The organism is Streptomyces sp. NPDC051207 (assembly GCF_040682395.1).
GTDB lineage: Bacteria > Actinomycetota > Actinomycetes > Streptomycetales > Streptomycetaceae > Streptomyces.
Genome location: NZ_JBFBAX010000006.1, coordinates 139,540 through 157,228 on the forward strand (window position 1 = coordinate 139,540; position 17,689 = coordinate 157,228).

15 protein-coding genes and 1 pseudogene are annotated in these 17,689 nt (G+C 73.6%); 8 read left to right on the forward strand and 8 right to left on the reverse strand.

All coding sequences use genetic code 11. The features are described from left to right. The 6 genes from cbiQ to AB0M97_RS08820 all read left to right on the forward strand — a co-directional run bounded on the left by cbiQ (position 1) and on the right by AB0M97_RS08820 (position 5,424). A complete protein-coding gene (cbiQ, locus tag AB0M97_RS08795; RefSeq protein ID WP_365960035.1) occupies positions 1 to 801 on the forward strand; it encodes a cobalt ECF transporter T component CbiQ in 801 nt (266 codons plus the stop codon). Further along, positions 789 to 1,556, forward strand: coding sequence for an ABC transporter ATP-binding protein (locus AB0M97_RS08800; protein WP_365960036.1), 768 nt, complete (start codon positions 789 to 791; stop codon positions 1,554 to 1,556). Before cbiQ ends, AB0M97_RS08800 begins: the two co-directional genes overlap by 13 nt. Beyond that, the gene (locus tag AB0M97_RS08805; protein WP_365960037.1) at positions 1,553 to 2,023 is read left to right on the forward strand and encodes a MarR family transcriptional regulator; all 471 of its coding nucleotides are present in this window, start codon (positions 1,553 to 1,555) and stop codon (positions 2,021 to 2,023) included. Before AB0M97_RS08800 ends, AB0M97_RS08805 begins: the two co-directional genes overlap by 4 nt. A 158-nt stretch (positions 2,024 to 2,181) precedes the next feature. Further along, positions 2,182 to 3,351, forward strand: coding sequence for a serine hydrolase domain-containing protein (locus AB0M97_RS08810; protein WP_365960145.1), 1,170 nt, complete (start codon positions 2,182 to 2,184; stop codon positions 3,349 to 3,351). 187 nt (positions 3,352 to 3,538) lie between these two features. Further along, positions 3,539 to 4,369: a PP2C family protein-serine/threonine phosphatase gene (locus AB0M97_RS08815; RefSeq protein ID WP_365960038.1), complete on the forward strand. Its 831-nt coding sequence runs from the start codon at positions 3,539 to 3,541 to the stop codon at positions 4,367 to 4,369. A 50-nt stretch (positions 4,370 to 4,419) separates the two neighbouring features. Next, positions 4,420 to 5,424, forward strand: a complete 1,005-nt coding sequence (locus AB0M97_RS08820; RefSeq protein ID WP_365960039.1) for an MASE1 domain-containing protein — start codon at positions 4,420 to 4,422, stop codon at positions 5,422 to 5,424. 86 nt (positions 5,425 to 5,510) lie between these two features. Here the strand turns inward: AB0M97_RS08820 and AB0M97_RS08825 are convergent, their stop codons facing one another. The 3 genes from AB0M97_RS08825 to AB0M97_RS08835 form a co-directional block, all read right to left on the reverse strand. Then, positions 5,511 to 5,786, reverse strand: coding sequence for a DUF1876 domain-containing protein (locus tag AB0M97_RS08825; RefSeq protein WP_365960040.1), 276 nt, complete (start codon positions 5,784 to 5,786; stop codon positions 5,511 to 5,513). A gap of 173 nt (positions 5,787 to 5,959) precedes the next feature. Continuing rightward, a complete protein-coding gene (locus AB0M97_RS08830; protein ID WP_365960146.1) occupies positions 5,960 to 8,212 on the reverse strand; it encodes an MMPL family transporter in 2,253 nt (750 codons plus the stop codon). Between the two features lie 99 nt (positions 8,213 to 8,311). Continuing rightward, complete coding sequence (locus AB0M97_RS08835; protein ID WP_365960041.1) at positions 8,312 to 8,944, reverse strand: TetR/AcrR family transcriptional regulator; 633 nt, start codon at positions 8,942 to 8,944, stop codon at positions 8,312 to 8,314. A 193-nt stretch (positions 8,945 to 9,137) separates the two neighbouring features. Between AB0M97_RS08835 and AB0M97_RS08840 the strand changes: the two are divergent. Next, positions 9,138 to 12,380 (forward strand): annotated as a pseudogene (locus tag AB0M97_RS08840) (S41 family peptidase). A gap of 82 nt (positions 12,381 to 12,462) precedes the next feature. On the opposite strand, the gene AB0M97_RS08845 reads toward AB0M97_RS08840, so the two are convergent. From AB0M97_RS08845 to AB0M97_RS08860, 4 genes are all read right to left on the reverse strand, one after another. Beyond that, positions 12,463 to 12,648: a hypothetical protein gene (locus AB0M97_RS08845; RefSeq protein WP_365960042.1), complete on the reverse strand. Its 186-nt coding sequence runs from the start codon at positions 12,646 to 12,648 to the stop codon at positions 12,463 to 12,465. Between the two features lie 89 nt (positions 12,649 to 12,737). Beyond that, positions 12,738 to 13,631 (reverse strand): SDR family oxidoreductase, encoded by an 894-nt coding sequence (locus AB0M97_RS08850; protein ID WP_365960043.1) that lies wholly within the window; start codon positions 13,629 to 13,631, stop codon positions 12,738 to 12,740. Beyond that, complete coding sequence (locus AB0M97_RS08855; RefSeq protein WP_365960044.1) at positions 13,628 to 14,569, reverse strand: alpha/beta hydrolase; 942 nt, start codon at positions 14,567 to 14,569, stop codon at positions 13,628 to 13,630. The genes AB0M97_RS08850 and AB0M97_RS08855 overlap by 4 nt, the downstream gene beginning before the upstream one ends. After that, positions 14,566 to 16,080, reverse strand: a complete 1,515-nt coding sequence (locus AB0M97_RS08860; protein ID WP_365960045.1) for an NAD(P)/FAD-dependent oxidoreductase — start codon at positions 16,078 to 16,080, stop codon at positions 14,566 to 14,568. Before AB0M97_RS08860 ends, AB0M97_RS08855 begins: the two co-directional genes overlap by 4 nt. A gap of 175 nt (positions 16,081 to 16,255) precedes the next feature. Between AB0M97_RS08860 and AB0M97_RS08865 the strand changes: the two genes are divergently transcribed. Next, positions 16,256 to 16,885, forward strand: a complete 630-nt coding sequence (locus tag AB0M97_RS08865) for a MerR family transcriptional regulator (RefSeq protein WP_365960147.1) — start codon at positions 16,256 to 16,258, stop codon at positions 16,883 to 16,885. Here the strand turns inward: AB0M97_RS08865 and AB0M97_RS08870 are convergent. Then, positions 16,873 to 17,676, reverse strand: coding sequence for an exodeoxyribonuclease III (locus AB0M97_RS08870; protein ID WP_365960046.1), 804 nt, complete (start codon positions 17,674 to 17,676; stop codon positions 16,873 to 16,875). The genes AB0M97_RS08865 and AB0M97_RS08870 overlap by 13 nt on opposite strands. Positions 17,677 to 17,689 lie beyond the last annotated feature (13 nt).

The following is a 17,689-nucleotide window of genomic DNA, read 5'->3' on the forward strand; positions in this document are numbered from 1 at the left end:
ATGGGCGCCGATGGGGGTGCCTCCCTGGTCGAGCGGGGCCGGGAGCCGGGGGGAGCGCACCAGCTCTACCGGCACGGGCACTCGCCCGTGCACGCCCTGCCGCCGCACACCAAGCTGGCCGCGGTGTTCGCCTTCGTGGTGGTCGTCGTGTCGACGCCGCGCGAGGCGATGTGGGCGTTCGGGCTGTACGCCGTGCTCCTCGCGGGCGTCGCGTGCGCGGCGCGCGTGCCCGCCGCCTTCCTGCTGAAGCGGCTGCTGATCGAGGTGCCGTTCGTGGCGTTCGCGGTGCTCATGCCGTTCGTCGCGGAGGGCGAGCGGGTCGACGTCCTCGGCCTGTCCCTGAGCGTCAACGGCCTGTGGGGCGCCTGGAACGTGCTCGCCAAGGGCACCCTCGGCGTCGCCACCTCCGTCCTGCTGGCCGCCACCACCGAACTGCGCGAACTGCTGCTCGGCCTCCAGCGCCTCAGGCTGCCCCCGCTGCTCGTGCAGATCGCGTCCTTCATGATCCGCTACGGCGACGTCATCACCGGCGAGATGCGGCGCATGCGCATCGCCCGCGAGTCCCGCGGCTTCGAGGCGAGCGGGCTGCGCCACTGGGGCGTCCTGGCGAAGTCGGCGGGCGCGCTGTTCATCCGCTCCTACGAACGCGGCGAGCGCGTACACCTCGCCATGATCAGCCGGGGTTACGCCGGTTCCATGCCGGTGATCGACGAGGTGACCGCGTCCCGGGCGCAGTGGTCGTACGCCCTCGCCCTGCCCTGCGCCGCCCTCGTCGTCTGTGTGCTGGGATGGGTCCTGTGACTGATGTGACGCCTTCGCTGGACGTGGCCGGGCTGGCCTTCGCCTACCCGGACGGGCACCAGGCGCTGTTCGGCGTGGACTTCACCGTCGCGCGCGGCGAGCGGGTCGCGCTGCTCGGCCCGAACGGCGCCGGCAAGACGACCCTCGTGCTGCACCTCAACGGCATCCTGACCGGCGGCACGGGCACGGTGAAGGTCGCCGGGCTGCCGGTCGGCAAGGAGCACATGGCGGAGATCCGGCGGCGGGTCGGCATCGTCTTCCAGGACCCCGACGACCAGCTGTTCATGCCGACCGTGCGGGAGGACGTGGCGTTCGGTCCGGCGGCGGCCGGGGTGCGGGGCCCGGAGCTGGAGGAACGCGTGGACCGGGCGCTGGCCCGGGTCGGCATGGCGGACTTCAAGGACCGGCCCCCGCACCACCTGTCGTTCGGGCAGCGGCGCCGGGTGGCGGTGGCGACCGTGCTGGCGATGGAGCCGGAGATCCTCGTGCTGGACGAGCCGTCGTCCAACCTCGACCCGGCCTCCCGCCGCGAACTGGCCGACATCCTGCGCTCGCTCGACGTGACGGTGCTCATGGTCACGCACGACCTGCCGTACGCCCTGGAACTGTGCCCGCGCTCCCTGGTCCTCAGCGACGGCGTGATCGCCGCCGACGGCCGGACGGCCGATCTGCTCGCCGACGAGGAGCTGATGCGCGCCCACCGGCTGGAGCTGCCGTTCGGATTCGACCCGCGGTCCGTGACAATGGGCGCGTGACCGACGAGAAGCCCCCGGCGGAGGGCGCCTCGCTCCTGCTGGACGACCAGCTGTGCTTCGCGCTGTACGCAGCGCAGCGCGCGGTGACGGCCGCGTACCGCCCGCTCCTGGAGGAGCTGGGGCTGACCTACCCGCAGTATCTGGTGCTGCTGGTGCTGTGGGAGCGCGGCGAGAGCACGGTGAAGGACCTGGCCGCCGCGCTGCGCCTGGACTACGGCACGGTGTCGCCGCTGCTGAAGCGGCTGGAGGGCGCGGGGCTGGTGCGGCGGGAACGCGCCGCGCACGACGAGCGCTCGGTGCTGGTCGCCTGCACGGGGCGCGGCGAGGAGCTGCGGGAGCGTGCGGCGCGGGTGCCGGGCGAGCTGCTCGCGGCGACCGGCCTCGACGGCGGCGAGGTGGCGCGGCTGCGCGAGGAGCTGTGGCGGCTGGCCGAGCGGGCCGGGGCGGCGGCCGACCGCGCCTTCTGAACGCGGGTGCCCCGCGGTCCGCCCCACCTGCCGTGGACCAGGACCGCGCGGCCGACGATCATGCTGAGGCAGCGGAACACAGGAATCGCAGGCGTCCGGGCGGTGTTTCACGCACTGTCGCAGGCGGCCGACCATCGGAAGGGGCAGAAGACGTGGGCGTGGACGTGCACGGCACAGTGGCCGAGGGCTTCGAGCCGGTCAGGGAAGCGTTCGCGCGGAACTTCGAGGTGCTCGGGGAGCGGGGCGCCGCCGTCGCCGTCTACCGCCACGGGCGCAGGGTCGTCGACCTGTGGGGCGGCACCAAGGACGTCGACGGCACCGAGCCGTGGCGGCGGGGCACCGCGCAGGTCGTGCGCTCCGCGACGAAGGGCGTCGCCGCCGCCGTGCTCCTGCTGCTGCACCAGCGCGGGGAGCTGGACCTGGACGCGCCGGTCGGCGCGTACTGGCCGCGGTTCAAGGCGCACGGCAAGGACCGGGTGCTGGTCCGGCACGTGCTGAACCACCGGGCCGGGCTGCCCGTGCTCGACCGGCCGCTCACGCCCGCCGAGGCGCTGGACCCGCTGCGCGGCCCCGAGGCGGTCGCCGCGCAGGCACCCGCCTGGCAGCCGGGCACCGACCACGGCTACCACGCGCTGACGTACGGCTGGTTGCTGGACGAACTGGTGCGGCGCGTGACCGGACGCGGCACCGGTGAGTGGATCGCCGCCGAGATCGCCGCGCCGCTGGGCCTGGACCTGTGGCTGGGGCTGCCCGCCGCGGAGGAGGCGGCGGGCCGCGCGGGCCGTGTCGGACGCGTGGACGGGCCCGAGCCGGCGTCCGGGGTGCTGCGGGCCCGCCCCAAGCGCTCGGTCACCGAGGCCTACCAGGACCCGGAGTCCCTGACCCGCCGCGCCTTCGCCGCGATCACGCCGTTCCCGGACCAGAACGACCCGGCGTACCGCGCCGCCGCCCTGCCCGCGACCAACGGCATCGCCACGGCCGACGGACTCGCCCGCTTCTACGCCGCGCTGATCGGCGAGGTCGGCGGGGTGCGGCTGTTCGACCCGGCGACGGTGGAGCTGGCCCGCGCCGAGGAGTCGGCGGGACCCGACCGGGTCCTCGTCGTCGGCACCCGCTTCGGCCTCGGCTACATGCTGCACGGCAGCGCCTCCCCGTTCCTCGGCCCCGGCTCCTTCGGCCACCCGGGCCGCGGCGGCGCCCTCGGCTTCGCCGACCCGGAGACGGGCATCGCGCTGGGCTACGTCACCAACGGCTTGCGCAAGACGGTGACGGCGGACCCGCGCGCACAGGCGCTGGTACGGGGGGTGCGGGCGGCTCTCGGGAACTAGGCCGGGCCCGGGGGGCAACGCGTGGGCCGGCCGCGCCGGGAGGCAGCGCACGCGCCCCCGGCCCGCGGAGCCGCACGTGCCCCGGTCGCGCCCGGGAGCCGACCCGGGATGCCGCTACGATCGGAACAGTCGGACAAAAGCCTCATACCGCCCCACCTCGGTCGGTCACCCCACTCCGGAGCATTCGATGTCCCGCAAGCGCCAGGCGGACGGCGGCGACGAGTTGCTGACCAGACTCGGTTCGCTGACGGCCCAGGCGCGCGAGCAGGCGGAGCAGCAGCGCTCCCGCGTGGAACTGGCCATCGCCCTGCAGCGCGGCATGCTCCCCGGCGAGATGCCCACCGTGCCCGGCATCCACCTGGCCATGCGGTACTCCCCCGCCTTCTCCGGGCTCAACGTGGGCGGCGACTGGTACGACGCCTTCCTGCTGCCCGACGGCCGCATCGGGCTCTCCGTCGGCGACGTCCAGGGCCACACCATCGACGCGGCGGCCTTCATGGGACAGGTCCGCGTCGGCCTGCGGGCGCTCGCCTCCGTCACGAGCGAACCGGGCGAGCTGCTCACCCGTACCAACGACCTGCTGATATCCCTCGGCGGCGACCTCTTCGCCACCTGCACCTTCATGCGGCTCGACCCGGTCACGGGGATGCTGGAGAGCGCGCGGGCCGGGCACATCCCCTGCGTGTGGGCCACCGCCGACGGCAGGGCCGGCGTCTCCGACGACGAGGGCGGACCGCCGCTGGGCGTCCTCGCGTACACCAAGTACCCGGTCACCCGGTACCAGCTGACCACGGGCGGGGTCTTCGTCCTGTTGACGGACGGGGTGGTCGAGGGCCCCGCCCTGAGCATCGACGAGGGCCTCGACCAGGTGCAGCGCCTCGCCGGGATAGCCGCCGTGGCCGGGATGACGGCGGACTCGCTGGCCGCCGCCGTCATCAAGAACGCCGAACGCGTCGGGCACGAGGACGACGCGGCCGTGCTGGTGGTGGCGCACGACGGGCGAAAGGTTCAGCCGTAGGGCGGGACGCGGACCCTCCCGCCTCGCCGTCCCGGCCCCACCGGTGTCTGATGGCTGCTGTGGCGGGCATTCGAGCTTGGCCGCGGCCGGTCGTCCTCGCCCTGGAGACCCTGGCCGTCGCGGCCTCCTACTACGCGACGGGGCGGCTCGGCCTGCTGCGGCAGCTGGCGGTCGAGGACGCCGTCGTCACACCCGTGTGGCCGCCCACCGGCCTGGCCGTCGCCTGCCTGCTGATCCTCGGGCTGCGCGCGGTGCCCGGCATCGTGCTCGGCGCCCTGTTCGTGATCATGTCCATCACATCGCTGTCGCCCGGCGTGGTCGTCACCCTGTTCGGCAACGCCGCCGGTCCGGTCTGCGCGCTGTTCCTGCTGCGCCGGGTGGACTTCCGCACCGACCTCAGCCGGCTCCGGGACGGCCTCGCGCTGGTCTTCCTCGGGGCGCTGGCCAGCATGCTGATCAGCTCGTCCGTCGGCGTCGGCGCCCTCGTGCACAGCGGCAAGCTCGACACGGAGAGCTTCTGGCCGGTCTGGCTGGCCTGGTGGGTGGGCGACGCGATGGGCGTCGTCATCGTCACCCCCCTGCTCCTGCTGCTCCGGCGGCTGCGGTGGCCCCCCGGACGGCCGCGGCGCTGGGTGCAGGCCACCGCGCTGACCCTCTTCACCGGCCTCCTGGTGTGGCTGGCCACGCACAGCTCCATCAGCCTGCTGTACGTGGTGTTCCCGCTGCTGGTCTGGGGAGCGCTGACCTTCGAGCACGCGGGCAGCATGCTGGCCGCGCTGTACGCCTCCGTCATGGCGTCGGTCGCGGCCACCGACCGGGCCGGGCCCTTCAAGGGGCTGACCGACGTCGAGGTGATGCTGAAGCTCCAGGCCTTCAACGGGTCGATGGCGCTGACCGCGCTGCTGCTGTCCGCCGTGATCACCGAGCAGCGCAACACCCGGCGGTCCGTGGAACAGGCCTGCCAGGAGCTGGTCGAGGTGCTGGAGCACCTGACCGGCACGGCGCAGCGCACCGCCCGCGAACGGCTGCCCGACCAGGGCGGACGGCGGCGCTGAGCGTGCCGGGCGGGCCGGCTGGAACAGCGCCGGGTGGCGCGGCCGGCTCACACAGGGCCGGCCGGTTCACACGGGGGCCGGCCGGTTCACACGTGGATCGGGTGGGACGTCCGCCCGGACGCCGTGTCGATCTCGTCGTGCGCCTTGGACAACAACCGCATGGCCAGCTCGTTGAGCGCCCTCGCCCCGGCGATCTCCTCCCCGACCCGCGGCTGGTTCGCGTCGGAATCGTGCCGGCTGGCGTGCCCGTGCGCCCGGACCTCGGTGCCGTCGGGCAGCCGGACCAGGGCCGCGGCGCGCGTGTGCTGGTCGTCCTCCTGGAACTCCAGCTCGACATGCCATCCCACTGTGGTGTGCGTCATGGGGACCACCTCCGGATTGCCTGGTTCCAGGGTGCTCCTCGGCCCGGGCGGACGCACGGCTGCCGACGGCCCGGGGCGCCCGTGCCGGGGTCCGGCTCCGCAAAAGGGGAAAGCCGGTGAGGGCCTGCCCGTCCCCACGGGGCCCTCACCGGCCGCTCTCGGCGGGTCTGCCGTCAGAGGCGGACCATGTCGCGGTCCTCGTCGGCCTCACCCGCGCGCCCGCGCTCCCCGGCCCTGCGCAGTCCCTCGCCCTCGACGTCCACGTTGGGCAGGGCGCGGTCCAGCCACCTCGGCAGCCACCAGGCCGTCCTGCCGAGCAGCGCCAGCACCGCCGGGACGATCGCCATGCGGACGACGAACGCGTCGAAGAACACCGCGATGGCCAGGCCGAAGCCGATCATCTTGACCATGGACTCGCTGGAGCCGATGAAGCCCGCGAACACCGCGATCATGATGACGGCCGCCGCCGTGACGACCCGCGCCCCGTACCGGAAGCCGGTCACCACCGCCTGGTCCGGCTTCTCGCCGTGGACGTACGCCTCCCGCATCCGGGTCACGAGGAACACCTCGTAGTCCATCGCCAGGCCGAAGACCACGCCGACCATGAAGATCGGCATCATCGACATCACCGGGCCGGTCTCCTCGACGCCCATCAGCCCGGCGAGCCAGCCCCACTGGAACACCGCGACGACGGCGCCGAGCGCGGCGAGCACGCTGAGCAGGAAGCCGAGGGCCGCCTTGAGCGGGACCAGGATCGAGCGGAACACCACGATCAGGAGGAGGAAGGCGAGGCCCACGACCAGCACGAGGTACGGCAGCAGCGCGTCGTTCAGCTTCTGGCTCACGTCGATGTTCATCGCCGTCGAGCCGGTCACCAGCACCTCGGCGCCGGTGGCGGCCTTGATGCCCGTACCGGCGTCACGGATGGCGTGCACCAGGTCCTCGGTCGCGGCGGACGAGGGCTCGGCGTCGGGGACGACGGTGATCGTCGCCGTGTCGCCCGCCTTGTTCGGGGCGGGCGGGGTCACCGTGACGACGTCCTCCAGGCCCTTGATCTCGTCGGAGACGTGCCGGAAGGCCGCCTGCGCGTCGTCGCTCGACCCGGCGTCCACCACGACCACGAGCGGGCCGTTGAACCCGGCGCCGAACCCCTGCGACAGCAGGTCGTACGCCCGGCGCTGGGTCGTGGACGTCGGCTGCGAGCCGTCGTCGGGCAGGCCCAGCTCCAGCGAGGCCGCCGGCACGGCCGCCGCACCGAGGCCGAGCACGCCCAGCAGCAGGACGGCGACGGGACGCCGTACGACGAAGCCCGCCCAGCGGGTGCCCATGTTCGGCTTGGCGGCCCCGCCCCCGGAGCCCGGCTCGCCGGACGCGGTCTTCGCCGCCCGGCCGCCGCCCAGCCACCTGCTCTTGCGGCCGGCCGGCATGACCCTGCGGCCTGCGTAGCCCAGCAGCGCCGGGATCATCGTGAGCGCGATCAGGACGGCGATGGCGACCGTGCCGGCCGCGGCGACGCCCATCTTGGTCAGCATCGGGATGTTGACGACGGCGAGGCCCACCAGCGCGATGACGACGGTCAGGCCCGCGAAGACCACCGCGGAGCCCGCGGTGCCGACGGCCCGTCCGGCGGCCTCCTCGCGCTCGCGGCCCTCGGCCAGCTCGGCCCGGTAGCGGGAGACGATGAACAGCGCGTAGTCGATGCCGACGGCGAGGCCGATCATCATGGCCAGCGTGGAGGTGGTGGAGCCCAGCTCCAGCGCGCTCGCCAGCGCGGCGATCGTCGAGACGCCGATGCCGACGCCGATCAGCGCGGTGAGCAGCGGCAGCCCGGCCGCGACCAGCGAGCCGAAGGTGATGACGAGGACGACCGCGGCGACCGCGATGCCGATGATCTCCGTGGTGCCGGTCTCGGGCACGGCCTGGAGGGCGTCACCGCCGATCTCGACGGTCAGCCCGGCGTCGCGCGCGTCCTGCGCGGCCTCCTTCAGGGCGTCCTTGGACGTCTCCTGAAGCTCCATGCCGGAGACCTTGTAGCTGACGGAGGCGTAGGCGATGGTGCCGTCCTTGCTGACGGCCCTCGCCTGGTAGGGGTCGGTGACGGAGGCGACCTCCGGTCCGGCGCCCAGCTCCTTGACGGTCTCGCGCACGGCCGCCTTGTGGCCGGCGTCGGTCATCTTCTCGCCGCCGGGCGCCTTGAAGACGACGCGGGCGGTCGCTCCGTCGGCGCTCATGCCGGGGAAGCGTTCCTCCAGCAGGTCGAAGGCCTTCTGGGCCTCGGTGCCGGGGATCGAGAAGGAGGAGGAGCCCGCTGCGGGGGCGCTCGCCGCGCCCGCGCCCGCGAGCGTCAGCAGCGCCACCCATATGAGGGCGACGAAGTGCCGTCGCCGGAAGGCGAGTCGGCCGAGTTTGTAGAGGAACGTGGCCACGAGGGCGTTCTCCCGGTCAGTCGTGGGGTTCATCTGGGCAGGGGTGTTCGGCCCGACGACGTGAGCGGTGACGTCAGGTGGTGGCTGACGTGGGGGGCGTCAGTGAGTGCCGGCGGATGGACCGGCGGTGGTGCCGGTGGACGGCACGCCGAGGGCGGGGAGGACCACGGCGTCGATGTACGAGGTGAGGAAGTCCTGGGTGGGCGGCCGGTCCTCGATCAGCGCCCGCGTGGCGAACGCGCCGAGCATCATGTGCACCACGAAGTCCAGCGCCGGGTTGTCCGCGCGGATCTCGCCCCGGTCGACGGCTCGCCGCAGCACACCGCGCAGCTCCTCCAGCTCCGGCTCGATGAGCAGTTCCTTGAACGCCCGGAGCAGGTCCGGGTTGTTGTGCACCGCCATGACCAGGCCCCGCATCAGCGCGGAGTTGCGCTCCATGGAGCAGTCGTCCTCGCGGGTCACCAGGGCGCGCAGGTCTCCCCGCAGGGACCCGGTGTCGACGTCGGCGACGCGTCCCGGCTTGCTGTGCCGGATCGCCCGGGCGACCAGCTCGGGCTTGCCGCCCCACTGGCGGTAGAGCGTCGCCTTGCTGGAGCGGGTGCGCGCTGCCACGGCGTCCATGGTCAGGGCGTCGTAGCCGACCTCACGGAGCAGGTCGAGGACGGCCTCGTACAGCTCGGCCTCGCGCTCGGGGGTGATCCGGCTGCGGCGCGGCGCCGCGACAGAAGCCATGACTGCTCACCCTTTCCCGTCGGAACGACACAGTTTCGTACACCGTCTTGCCCTCCCACGGTAGCGCGCGCCGATATCGAAACGAAACCGTTTCGTACGTGGTTTGGGTCACGTCTGTGAGGACCGCGTAAGGAGGGCCGGGCGGCGGCCCCACGAGTTGCTGCGCCCCCGGCCCCGGCAAAGCATGGGGAAGGTGAGCTATCTGCGTCTGCCGCACCTCCATGGCGACCGGTTGTGCTTCGTGGCCGAGGACGACCTCTGGCTCGCCCCCCTCGACGGACCGGGCCGCGCCTGGCGGCTCACCGTCGACCGCACGAAACTCGGCCACCCGCGCCTCTCCCCCGACGGCCGGAGCATCGCGTACACGAGCTGGCGCAGCCTGGTGCCCGAGGTCCACCTCGTGCCCGTGGACGGCGGCGCCGGCCGGCAGCTCACCCACTGGGGCAGCACGGACACCCGGGTCTGCGGCTGGACCCCGGACGGCGACGTCCTCGCCGTCGCCTCGCACGGCGAGCCGTTCTCCCACTTCACCTGGGCCCACAAGCTGACCCCCGGCGGCGACCCGGGCCGCAAGCTGCCGTGGGGCCCGGTCACCGACCTCCAGGTCGCCGACCTCGCCGGAGAGCGCAGGACCCTGCTGCTCACCGGCACCCCGCCGCACGAACCGGCCGCCTGGAAACGCTACCGGGGCGGCGCCACGGGCCGTCTGTGGCTGCACGGGCAGCGGCTGCTGGCCGGCCTCGAAGGCCATCTGGACGCCCCCATGTTCGTCGGCGGGCGCATCGCGTTCCTCTCCGACCACGAGGGCGTCGGCAACCTGTACTCGTGCGCGTACGACGGCACCGGCCTGCGCCGCCACACCGACCACGACGCCTTCTAGGCCCGCAACGCCTCCAGCGACGGCACGCGCGTGGTGTACCAGTGCGCCGGTGAGCTGTGGATCGTCGACGACCTCGCCCCGGACGCCACGCCCCGGCGGCTCGGCGTACGGCTCGGCGGGGCCCGGGCCGGGCGGCGGCCGTACCAGGTGCCGGCCGCGCACCACGTGGACGGCGTCTCCGTGGACGAGACGGGACGCGCGAGCGCCGTCGTCGTACGCGGCAGCCTGTACTGGCTCACCCACCGGGACGGCCCGGCACGCACCCTCACCGACGTCCCGGGCGTACGGGTGCGGCTGCCGGAGATGCTCGGCGCGAGCGGGCAGGTGGCGTACGTGACGGACGCCGAGGGCGAGGACGCCGTGGAGATCGCCCAGTTGCCGCGCGCCACCGGCGACCGGCCGCCGCGGCGGCTCGCGTCCGGGGAGCTGGGCCGGGTGCTGGAGCTGGTCGCGGACCCGGAGGGCGAGCGGCTCGCGGTCGCCTCGCACGACGGACGGCTGTTGCTGATCGACGCGGCGTCCGACGTGACGGAGGAGCCGGGCGGCCGGGTGACGGAGCTGGTCCGGTCGGACAACGGGCCGGTGCGGGACCTCGCCTTCTCCCCCGACGGCGGCTGGCTGGCCTGGTCGCACCCCGGCATCGGGCGGTCGCTGCGGCAGATCAAGCTGGCCCGCATCAAGGACCGGTTCGTCGTGGACGTCACGGGCGGCCGGTTCGAGGACGAGAACCCGGTGTTCACGCGGGACGGCCGCTATCTGGCGTTCCTGTCCTGGCGCGGCTTCGATCCCGTGTACGACGTGCACACCGGCGACCTGTCCTTCCCGCTGGGCTGCCGCCCCTACCTGGTGCCGCTGTCCTCGGCGACGCCCTCGCCGTTCGCGCTCAGCCCCGAGGGCCGGCCGGCCGCGGGCGGGCTGGACCCGGCCCAGGACGAGCCCGGCGAGGGCGCCGCGGTCACCGTCGAGGCCGAGGGCCTGGAGAGCCGGGTCACGCCGTTCCCGGTGGCCGCCTCCACGTACTCGGCGCTGCACCCGGTCGCGGGCGGCGGCCTGGTCTGGCTGCGCTGGCCGATCTCGGGGGCGCTGGGCGAGACGTTCGCCAACCCGGACGACACCAGCGGGCGGCCCACCCTGGAGCACTTCACCATCGGCAAGGCGAAGAAGTCCGAACTGGCCGGCCACCTGGACTGGTTCGCGGTCAGCGGCGACGGCAGCCGGCTGGTCGTGGTCGACGAGGGCGACCTGCGGGCGGCGCCGGCCACCGAGCCGGGCGACAGCGACTCGACGGTGTGGATCGACACGCGCCGCATCCTGCACACCGCGGACCCGGCCGCCGAGTGGCGCCAGTCCTACGCGGAGGCGGGCCGGCTGATCCGCGCCCATTTCTGGGACCCGGGGATGTGCGGCATCGACTGGGACGCGGTGCTGGAGCAGTACCGGCCGCTGGTCGAACAGGTCGCCTCCCCGGACGACTTCGCCGACCTGCTGCGCGAGGTGCTCGGCGAACTGGGCACCTCGCACGCCTACGTCGCCCCGGCCCGCCGCAACGAGGGCCCGCCGCACCACCAGCGCCGCCAGGGCCTGCTGGGCGCCAACCTGGTGTGCCGGGACGGCGACTGGACGGTACGGCGGATCCTGCCGGGCGAGTCCTCCGACTCCAAGGCCCGCTCCCCGCTGGCCGGTACCGGCATCCGGCAGGGCGCGGTCCTCACCCACGTCGACGGCCGCCCGGTGGACCCGGTGGCGGGCCCGTACCCGCTGCTGGCGGGCGCGGGCGGGACGACAGTGGAGCTGACGTTCACCCCGGCCGGGACGGGGGCCGGGCGGGCGCGCCGCGTCGCCGTCGTCCCGCTCACCGACGAACGGCCGCTGCGCTACCACGACTGGGTGGCCAAACGCCGCGAGGTGGTACGGGAGTTGAGCGGCGGCCGGTGCGGCTATCTGCACATCCCGGACATGGGCGGCTCCGGCTGGGCCCAGTTCAACCGGGACCTGCGCATGGAGGTGTCCCGGCCCGCGCTGCTCGTGGACGTGCGCGGCAACGCGGGCGGCCACATCAGCGAGCTGGTCATCGAGAAGCTGACCCGCACGATCCTGGGCTGGGACCTGACGCGCCACGCCCAGCCGGTGTCGTACACCTCGAACGCGCCGCGCGGCCCGGTGGTGGCGCTCGCGGACGAGGCGACGTCCTCGGACGGCGACATGATCACGGCGGCGTTCAAGCTGCTGCGGCTCGGCCCGGTCGTCGGGCAGCGCACCTGGGGCGGGGTGGTCGGCATGACCGGGCGGCACCGGCTCGGGGACGGCACGGTCATCACGGTGCCGATGAACGCGGCCTGGTTCGACGCCTACGGCTGGTCGGTGGAGAACCGGGGCGTCGACCCCGACCTGGAGGCGCTGCGTACCCCGCTGGACTGGGCGGAGGGACGCCACGCCCAGCTGGACGACGCGGTGCGGCTGGCGCTGGAGCTGCTGGAGACGACGCCGCCCGCGACCGCGCCGGACCTCGGTGACGTACCGGACCGCTCCCGGCCGGGGCTGCCGCCGCGGCCGTGACGCCGGGGTGGCGGCGCGGGCGGCCGGGGGCCGCGCACGAGGAAGGGGCGCCCTCCGTCACCGGAGGGCGCCCCTCGCCGCGTCAGGCGTCGCGGTCCGCGTCGAAGCGGTCCTCGGGCTCCTGGCGGTCCCGGCGCAGCGGCTGGTCCATGTCGTCGTCGTCACGACGGCGGCGGCTCTGCAGCTGCTCCTTGGCCTGGTCGGCCTTCTGCCGGCCCTGCTCCTGCATCCGCTGCGACTTCTCCTGGAACTGGTCCTTCATACCCATGTGGTTTCACTCCTGGGTGAGATCGGGTCCGGCCGGGGGATGGCCGGGCCCGATCAGATTCACACGGGTGGTGACCGTCCGCATGTCGATCATTTACGCTCCGTAGCCACCCCGGCCCGGGCCTGCTCGTCGGCCGCGCCGCCCGCCCCGACCAGCCCCGTGCGCATGCCCACGAGCCGGTCCGCGAACCGCCGCATCTCGCGCTGCCCCACGACGCCGATCACGCCGGGCAGGGAGCCCCGCACGCCCTGCATGCCGCGCAGCCACCACTGCCCGTACACGTGCGCGGCGCGCCGCTCGATGCCCGCCACGAGCCGGTCCACGGCCGGGCCCAGCGGATACGTCTTGTTCGCCGGCCAGGGCAGCCGCTGCCGCAACTCCCGCATCACGTCGTCCTGGTCGGCGCCGCGCACCATGTCGGTGTCGGTCCACGACAGGTAGCCGACGCCGACCTTCACGCCCCGGTGGCCGACCTCCGCCCGCAGGCTGTGCGCGTACGCCTCGACGCCCGCCTTGGACGCGCAGTACGCCGTCATCATCGGCGCCGGCGTGATCGCGGCGAGGGAGGCCACCTGGAGCAGGTAGCCGCGGCTGTCCAGCAGCGCGGGCAGGAAGGCGCGGGCGGTCACCGCTGAGCCGATCAGGTTGACCTCTATGACGCGCCGCCAGGACTCCGGGTCGGAGTCGGCGAACGGGCCGCCGGTCGCCACGCCCGCGTTGGCGACCACGATGTCCACCGTGCCGAAGCGTTCCCGGACTTCGCGGGCCACCCGCGCCATCGCCTCGGGGTCGGTGACGTCGGCGTGCCAGTGCGCGTTCTCGCTGTGCAGCCGCGCCGAGACCTTCTTCAGCTGGTCCGGTTCGAGCCCGACGAGGGCCACCTTCACGCCCCGCGCGGACAGCTTGCGGGCGAGCAGCTCGCCGACGCCGCGCGCGGCCCCGGTGACGACCGCGACCCTGCCCTCCAGGCTCACCCTGGTCATGCGTCCTCCTTGACGGGGTTGTTCACGGGGTTGTCCACCCGGACGTACGTGTCGACGAGTTCGCGTATCTTCGCGTTGACCGGTTCCGGTGCCTCCACCGGCGACATGTGGCCGATGCCCGCAAGCTCCGTCAGCCCCAGGCAGTCGGGCAGCGCGTCGGCCACGGCGCGGGCCTTCACGGGCGGGGTGAGCCGGTCGGCGGTGCCGACGACGACCGCTGTCGGCACCCGCAGCTCCCGCACCCCGTGGTCGAGGTCGAGCAGGTCCAGCACCTGCGACCAGGCGTACCGCACCCGGCGCGGGCAGGCGTGCACGATACGGGCGCACACCTCGACCATGTCCGGTGCCGAACCGGCGCCCATCGTGCCGTACTTGAGGATGCGGCGGGCCAGCGGCGTGACCGGGCCGAGCGGGGCGCGCGAGCCGAGTATCTTCCGGGTCAGCCAGGTGCGTATGCGGCCCGCCCGCAGCGGTACGACCGTGGAGGCGGCGACCAGGTCGGAGCTGCCGGTGCTGCACAGCAGGACGGCCGCCGCGTGCTCCCGGAAGCCCTCCCGTTCCGCGGCGGCCATGACGGTCATGCCGCCCATGGAGTGCCCGGCGATCACGGCCCGTTCGCCCGGGGCGAGGGTCGCGGCGAGGACGGCTTCGAGGTCGTCGGCGAGCGTGTCGGTGCTGCACGTGGGGCTGGCGGGGCTGCGGCCGTGGCCGCGCTGGTCGTAGGCGATGACCCGGTGGTCGGCCGACAGGGCGTTGATCTGCGCCGCCCAGAAGGCGGTCGAGCAGGCCCAGCCGTGCGCGAGGACGACGGCGGGCGCCGACTCGGGCCCGTGCACCTCGGCGTGCAGCCGGGCGCCGTCGGCGGAGACGACGGTCAGTTCGCGGGCGGCGGCGGGCGGCGCGTAGGGGCCGGCCGGGACGCGGATGAGGCGGCTCACGCGCCCACCTCCAGCTGCGGCTCGCCGGCGGGCCTGGCGGCGGGCGCCCGCAGCACCTCGTACTCGGCGAGGTCCACGCGCCGGGTCGCCCTGCGGAACTCGCTGGTCGTGCCGGGCCAGATGGTGGTGTTGCGGCCCGCGGCGTCCAGGTACCAGCTGGTGCAGCCGCCGGTGTTCCACACGGTGCGCTTCATGCGCGCCTGCACCCGGTTGTTCCACAGGGACACGGCGGCGGGGCGGGCGTCGAGGGCGGCACGGCCACCGAGGACGTCCAGCTGGCGCAGGTAGTCCGCCATGTAGTTCAGCTGGGACTCGATCATGAGGATCATGGACGAGTTCCCGAGGCCGGTGTTGGGGCCGATGATCGTCATCCAGTTCGGGAACCCGGCGGCGGACGCGCCGCGCAGGGCCTGCATGCCGCCCTTCCAGGTCTCGGCGAGCGTGCGGCCCTCGGCGCCGACGACCCGCTCGGCGATCGGCATGTCGGTGACGTGGAAGCCGGTGCCGAAGATGATCGCGTCGGCCTCGGCCTCGGTGCCGTCGGAGGCGACGAGGGTGGAGCCGCGCACCTCGCTCAGGCCGCTCGCCACGACGTCGACGTTGGGGCGGGTGAGCGCCGGGTAGTACTCGCTGGACAGCAGGATGCGCTTGCAGCCGATGCGATAGTCGGGGGTCAGCTTGGCGCGCAGCGCCGGGTCCTTGACGGCCCGGTACATGTTGCGCTTGGCCAGCTTCTCGACGAAGCCCAGCTCGTTGGGGCGCTTGGTGAACGCCTGGACCTGGAGTTCGCGGATGCCCCACAGCAGGCCGCGGCGCAGCTGCGTGGTGAAGGGCAGCGCGCGGTGCAGCGAGCGCTCCAGCTCGCTGATGGCCCGGTCCATGCGGGGCATCACCCAGGCCGGGGTGCGCTGGAAGAGGGTGAGGCGGCCGACCTCGGGCTGGATGGACGGCACGATCTGGATGGCGGAGGCGCCGGTGCCGATCATGGCGACGCGCTTGCCGCGCAGGTCGTAGTCGTGGTCCCAGCGGGCCGAGTGGAAGACCTTGCCGGGGAAGGAGCCGAGGCCCTTGATGTCCGGGATCTTCGGGTCGGACAGCGGCCCGGTGGCGGAGACGACGACGTCGGCGGAGAGGTTGCCGTTGCTGGTCTCGATGTTCCAGCGCAGCTGCTCGCCGTCCCAGCGCATCATCCTCACTTCGGAGTCGAGCCGGATGTGCGGCCGCAGCCCGAAGGTGTCGGCGACGTGCTCCAGGTAGGCGCGGATGTGCTCCTGCCCGGAGAAGGTGCGCGGCCAGTCGGGGTTGGGCGCGAAGGAGAACGAGTACAGGTGCGACGGCACGTCGCACGCGCACCCCGGATAGCTGTTGTCCCGCCAGGTCCCGCCGACGCTGTCGGCCCGTTCCAGGACGACGAAGTCGGTGATTCCCTCGCGGCGCAGCCGCACGGCGGCCCCCAGCCCGCCGAATCCGGACCCGATCACCGCCACCCTGACATGCTCGTGCTCGGCCATCCCGACGCCTCCACGCATCATTCACGACTCTGCCAGTGAACACTGGCGCAATGGGGAGAGTAGAACAGGCGCGTACTGACCGGTAGGGGTCCGCGCAAAGAAAGTTACCGGCGGTACGCCATAGGCTTTCCACGTGGCAGAAGACGGCGAGCGCCCCGGACGACGCGAATACCGCATGGCGGAACTGGCCAGGCTGGCCGGCATCACCGTGCGCACCCTGCGCTTCTACCGCGAACGCAAACTGATCCCGCCACCCCGCCGCGAGGGCCGCATCGCCTGGTACGACGACCACCACCTGGCCCGCCTGCGCACCATCTCCGCGCTGCTGGAACGCGGCCACACCCTGAACGGCATCGCCGAACTCGCCGACGCCTTCGACCACGGCCGCGACGTCGGCGACCTCCTCGGCCTCGGCGAACCCACCGAGGAGGAACCGGTCCGCCTCACCCCCGAGGAACTCGCCGCCCGCTTCGAGGGCGAGGTCACCCCCGACAACCTCGCCGCCGCGATGGACCTCGGCTACCTCGGCACCGACGGCGACGAGTTCGTCCACATCAGCCGCAGCCTGCTGGAGGTGTCGTCCGCCCTGGTCCGCGAGGGCATCCCGCTCGCCGAGGTCCTCGCGGCGGGCCGGCGCGTCCGCGACCACGCCGACGCCCTCGCCGAACTCTTCGCCGACATGGTGCTGCGCCACGCCCCGGAGGAGGACCTCCACCGCCTGCGCCCCCTGGCCCGCAGCGTGGTCGAGGCGGAACTGTCCCTGGCCCTGGACCGCCGGCTGCGCAAGCAGGGTCAGCGCTCGTAGACGACGGTCACCGGGGCATGGTCCGACCACCGCTCGGCGTGCGTGGCCGCGCGCTCGACGTACCCCTTGACGGCCCGCCCGGCGAGCCCCGGCGTCGCCACGTGCAGGTCGATGCGCCACCCCGCGTCGTTGTCGAACGCCCGCCCCCGGTACGACCACCACGAGTACGGCCCCTCCTGGTCCGGGTGCAGACCGCGCACCACGTCGACGTAGCCGCCGTCCGACGGGTCGAAGACCCGGTCGAGCCAGGCGCGTTCCTCGGGCAGGAAGCCGGAGTTCTTGGTGTTTCCGCGCCAGTTTTTGAGGTCGGCCGGCCGGTGGGCGATGTTCCAGTCGCCGCACACCAGGACCTCACGGCCCTCGGCGGCGGCCCGCTCGCGCAGTTCCTTGAGGTACGCCAGGAACTCGCCCATGAAGCGGGCCTTCTCGTCCTGCCGCTCGGTGCCGACCTCGCCGGAGGGCAGGTACAGGGAGGCGACGGTGACCCCGGGCAGGTCGGCCTCGACGTACCGCCCGCTGCCGTCGAACTCCGCCGAGCCGAAGCCGACCCGCACGTCGTCGGGCTCGCGGCGGGCGTAGAGGGAGACGCCGGCGCGGCCCTTGGCGGCGGCGGGCGCGTGGACGACGTGCCAGCCCCCGGGCGCCCGGACCGGCTCGGGCAGCTGCTGCGGCTCGGCGCGCACCTCCTGCAGACACAGCACGTCGGCGGAGGTACCGGCCAGCCACTCCACGAAGCCCTTCTTCGCGGCGGCCCGCAGCCCGTTCACGTTCACAGAGGTCACAGTCAGCACCCCGGCACGATAC

What these genes read in the sequence shown, in the direction of transcription:
- AB0M97_RS08800 (WP_365960036.1), top strand. Translation starts at nt 789, where the DNA reads ATGGGTCCTGTGACTGATGTGACGCCTTCGCTGGACGTGGCCGGGCTG.
- AB0M97_RS08860 (WP_365960045.1), bottom strand. Translation starts at nt 16,080, where the DNA reads ATGGCCGAGCACGAGCATGTCAGGGTGGCGGTGATCGGGTCCGGATTC.
- AB0M97_RS08825 (WP_365960040.1), bottom strand. Translation starts at nt 5,786, where the DNA reads ATGACGCACACCACAGTGGGATGGCATGTCGAGCTGGAGTTCCAGGAG.
- AB0M97_RS08850 (WP_365960043.1), bottom strand. Translation starts at nt 13,631, where the DNA reads ATGACCAGGGTGAGCCTGGAGGGCAGGGTCGCGGTCGTCACCGGGGCC.
- AB0M97_RS08835 (WP_365960041.1), bottom strand. Translation starts at nt 8,944, where the DNA reads ATGGCTTCTGTCGCGGCGCCGCGCCGCAGCCGGATCACCCCCGAGCGC.
- cbiQ (WP_365960035.1), top strand. Translation starts at nt 1, where the DNA reads ATGGGCGCCGATGGGGGTGCCTCCCTGGTCGAGCGGGGCCGGGAGCCG.
- AB0M97_RS08815 (WP_365960038.1), top strand. Translation starts at nt 3,539, where the DNA reads ATGTCCCGCAAGCGCCAGGCGGACGGCGGCGACGAGTTGCTGACCAGA.
- AB0M97_RS08865 (WP_365960147.1), top strand. Translation starts at nt 16,256, where the DNA reads ATGGCGGAACTGGCCAGGCTGGCCGGCATCACCGTGCGCACCCTGCGC.
- AB0M97_RS08845 (WP_365960042.1), bottom strand. Translation starts at nt 12,648, where the DNA reads ATGGGTATGAAGGACCAGTTCCAGGAGAAGTCGCAGCGGATGCAGGAG.
- AB0M97_RS08820 (WP_365960039.1), top strand. Translation starts at nt 4,420, where the DNA reads ATGGCTGCTGTGGCGGGCATTCGAGCTTGGCCGCGGCCGGTCGTCCTC.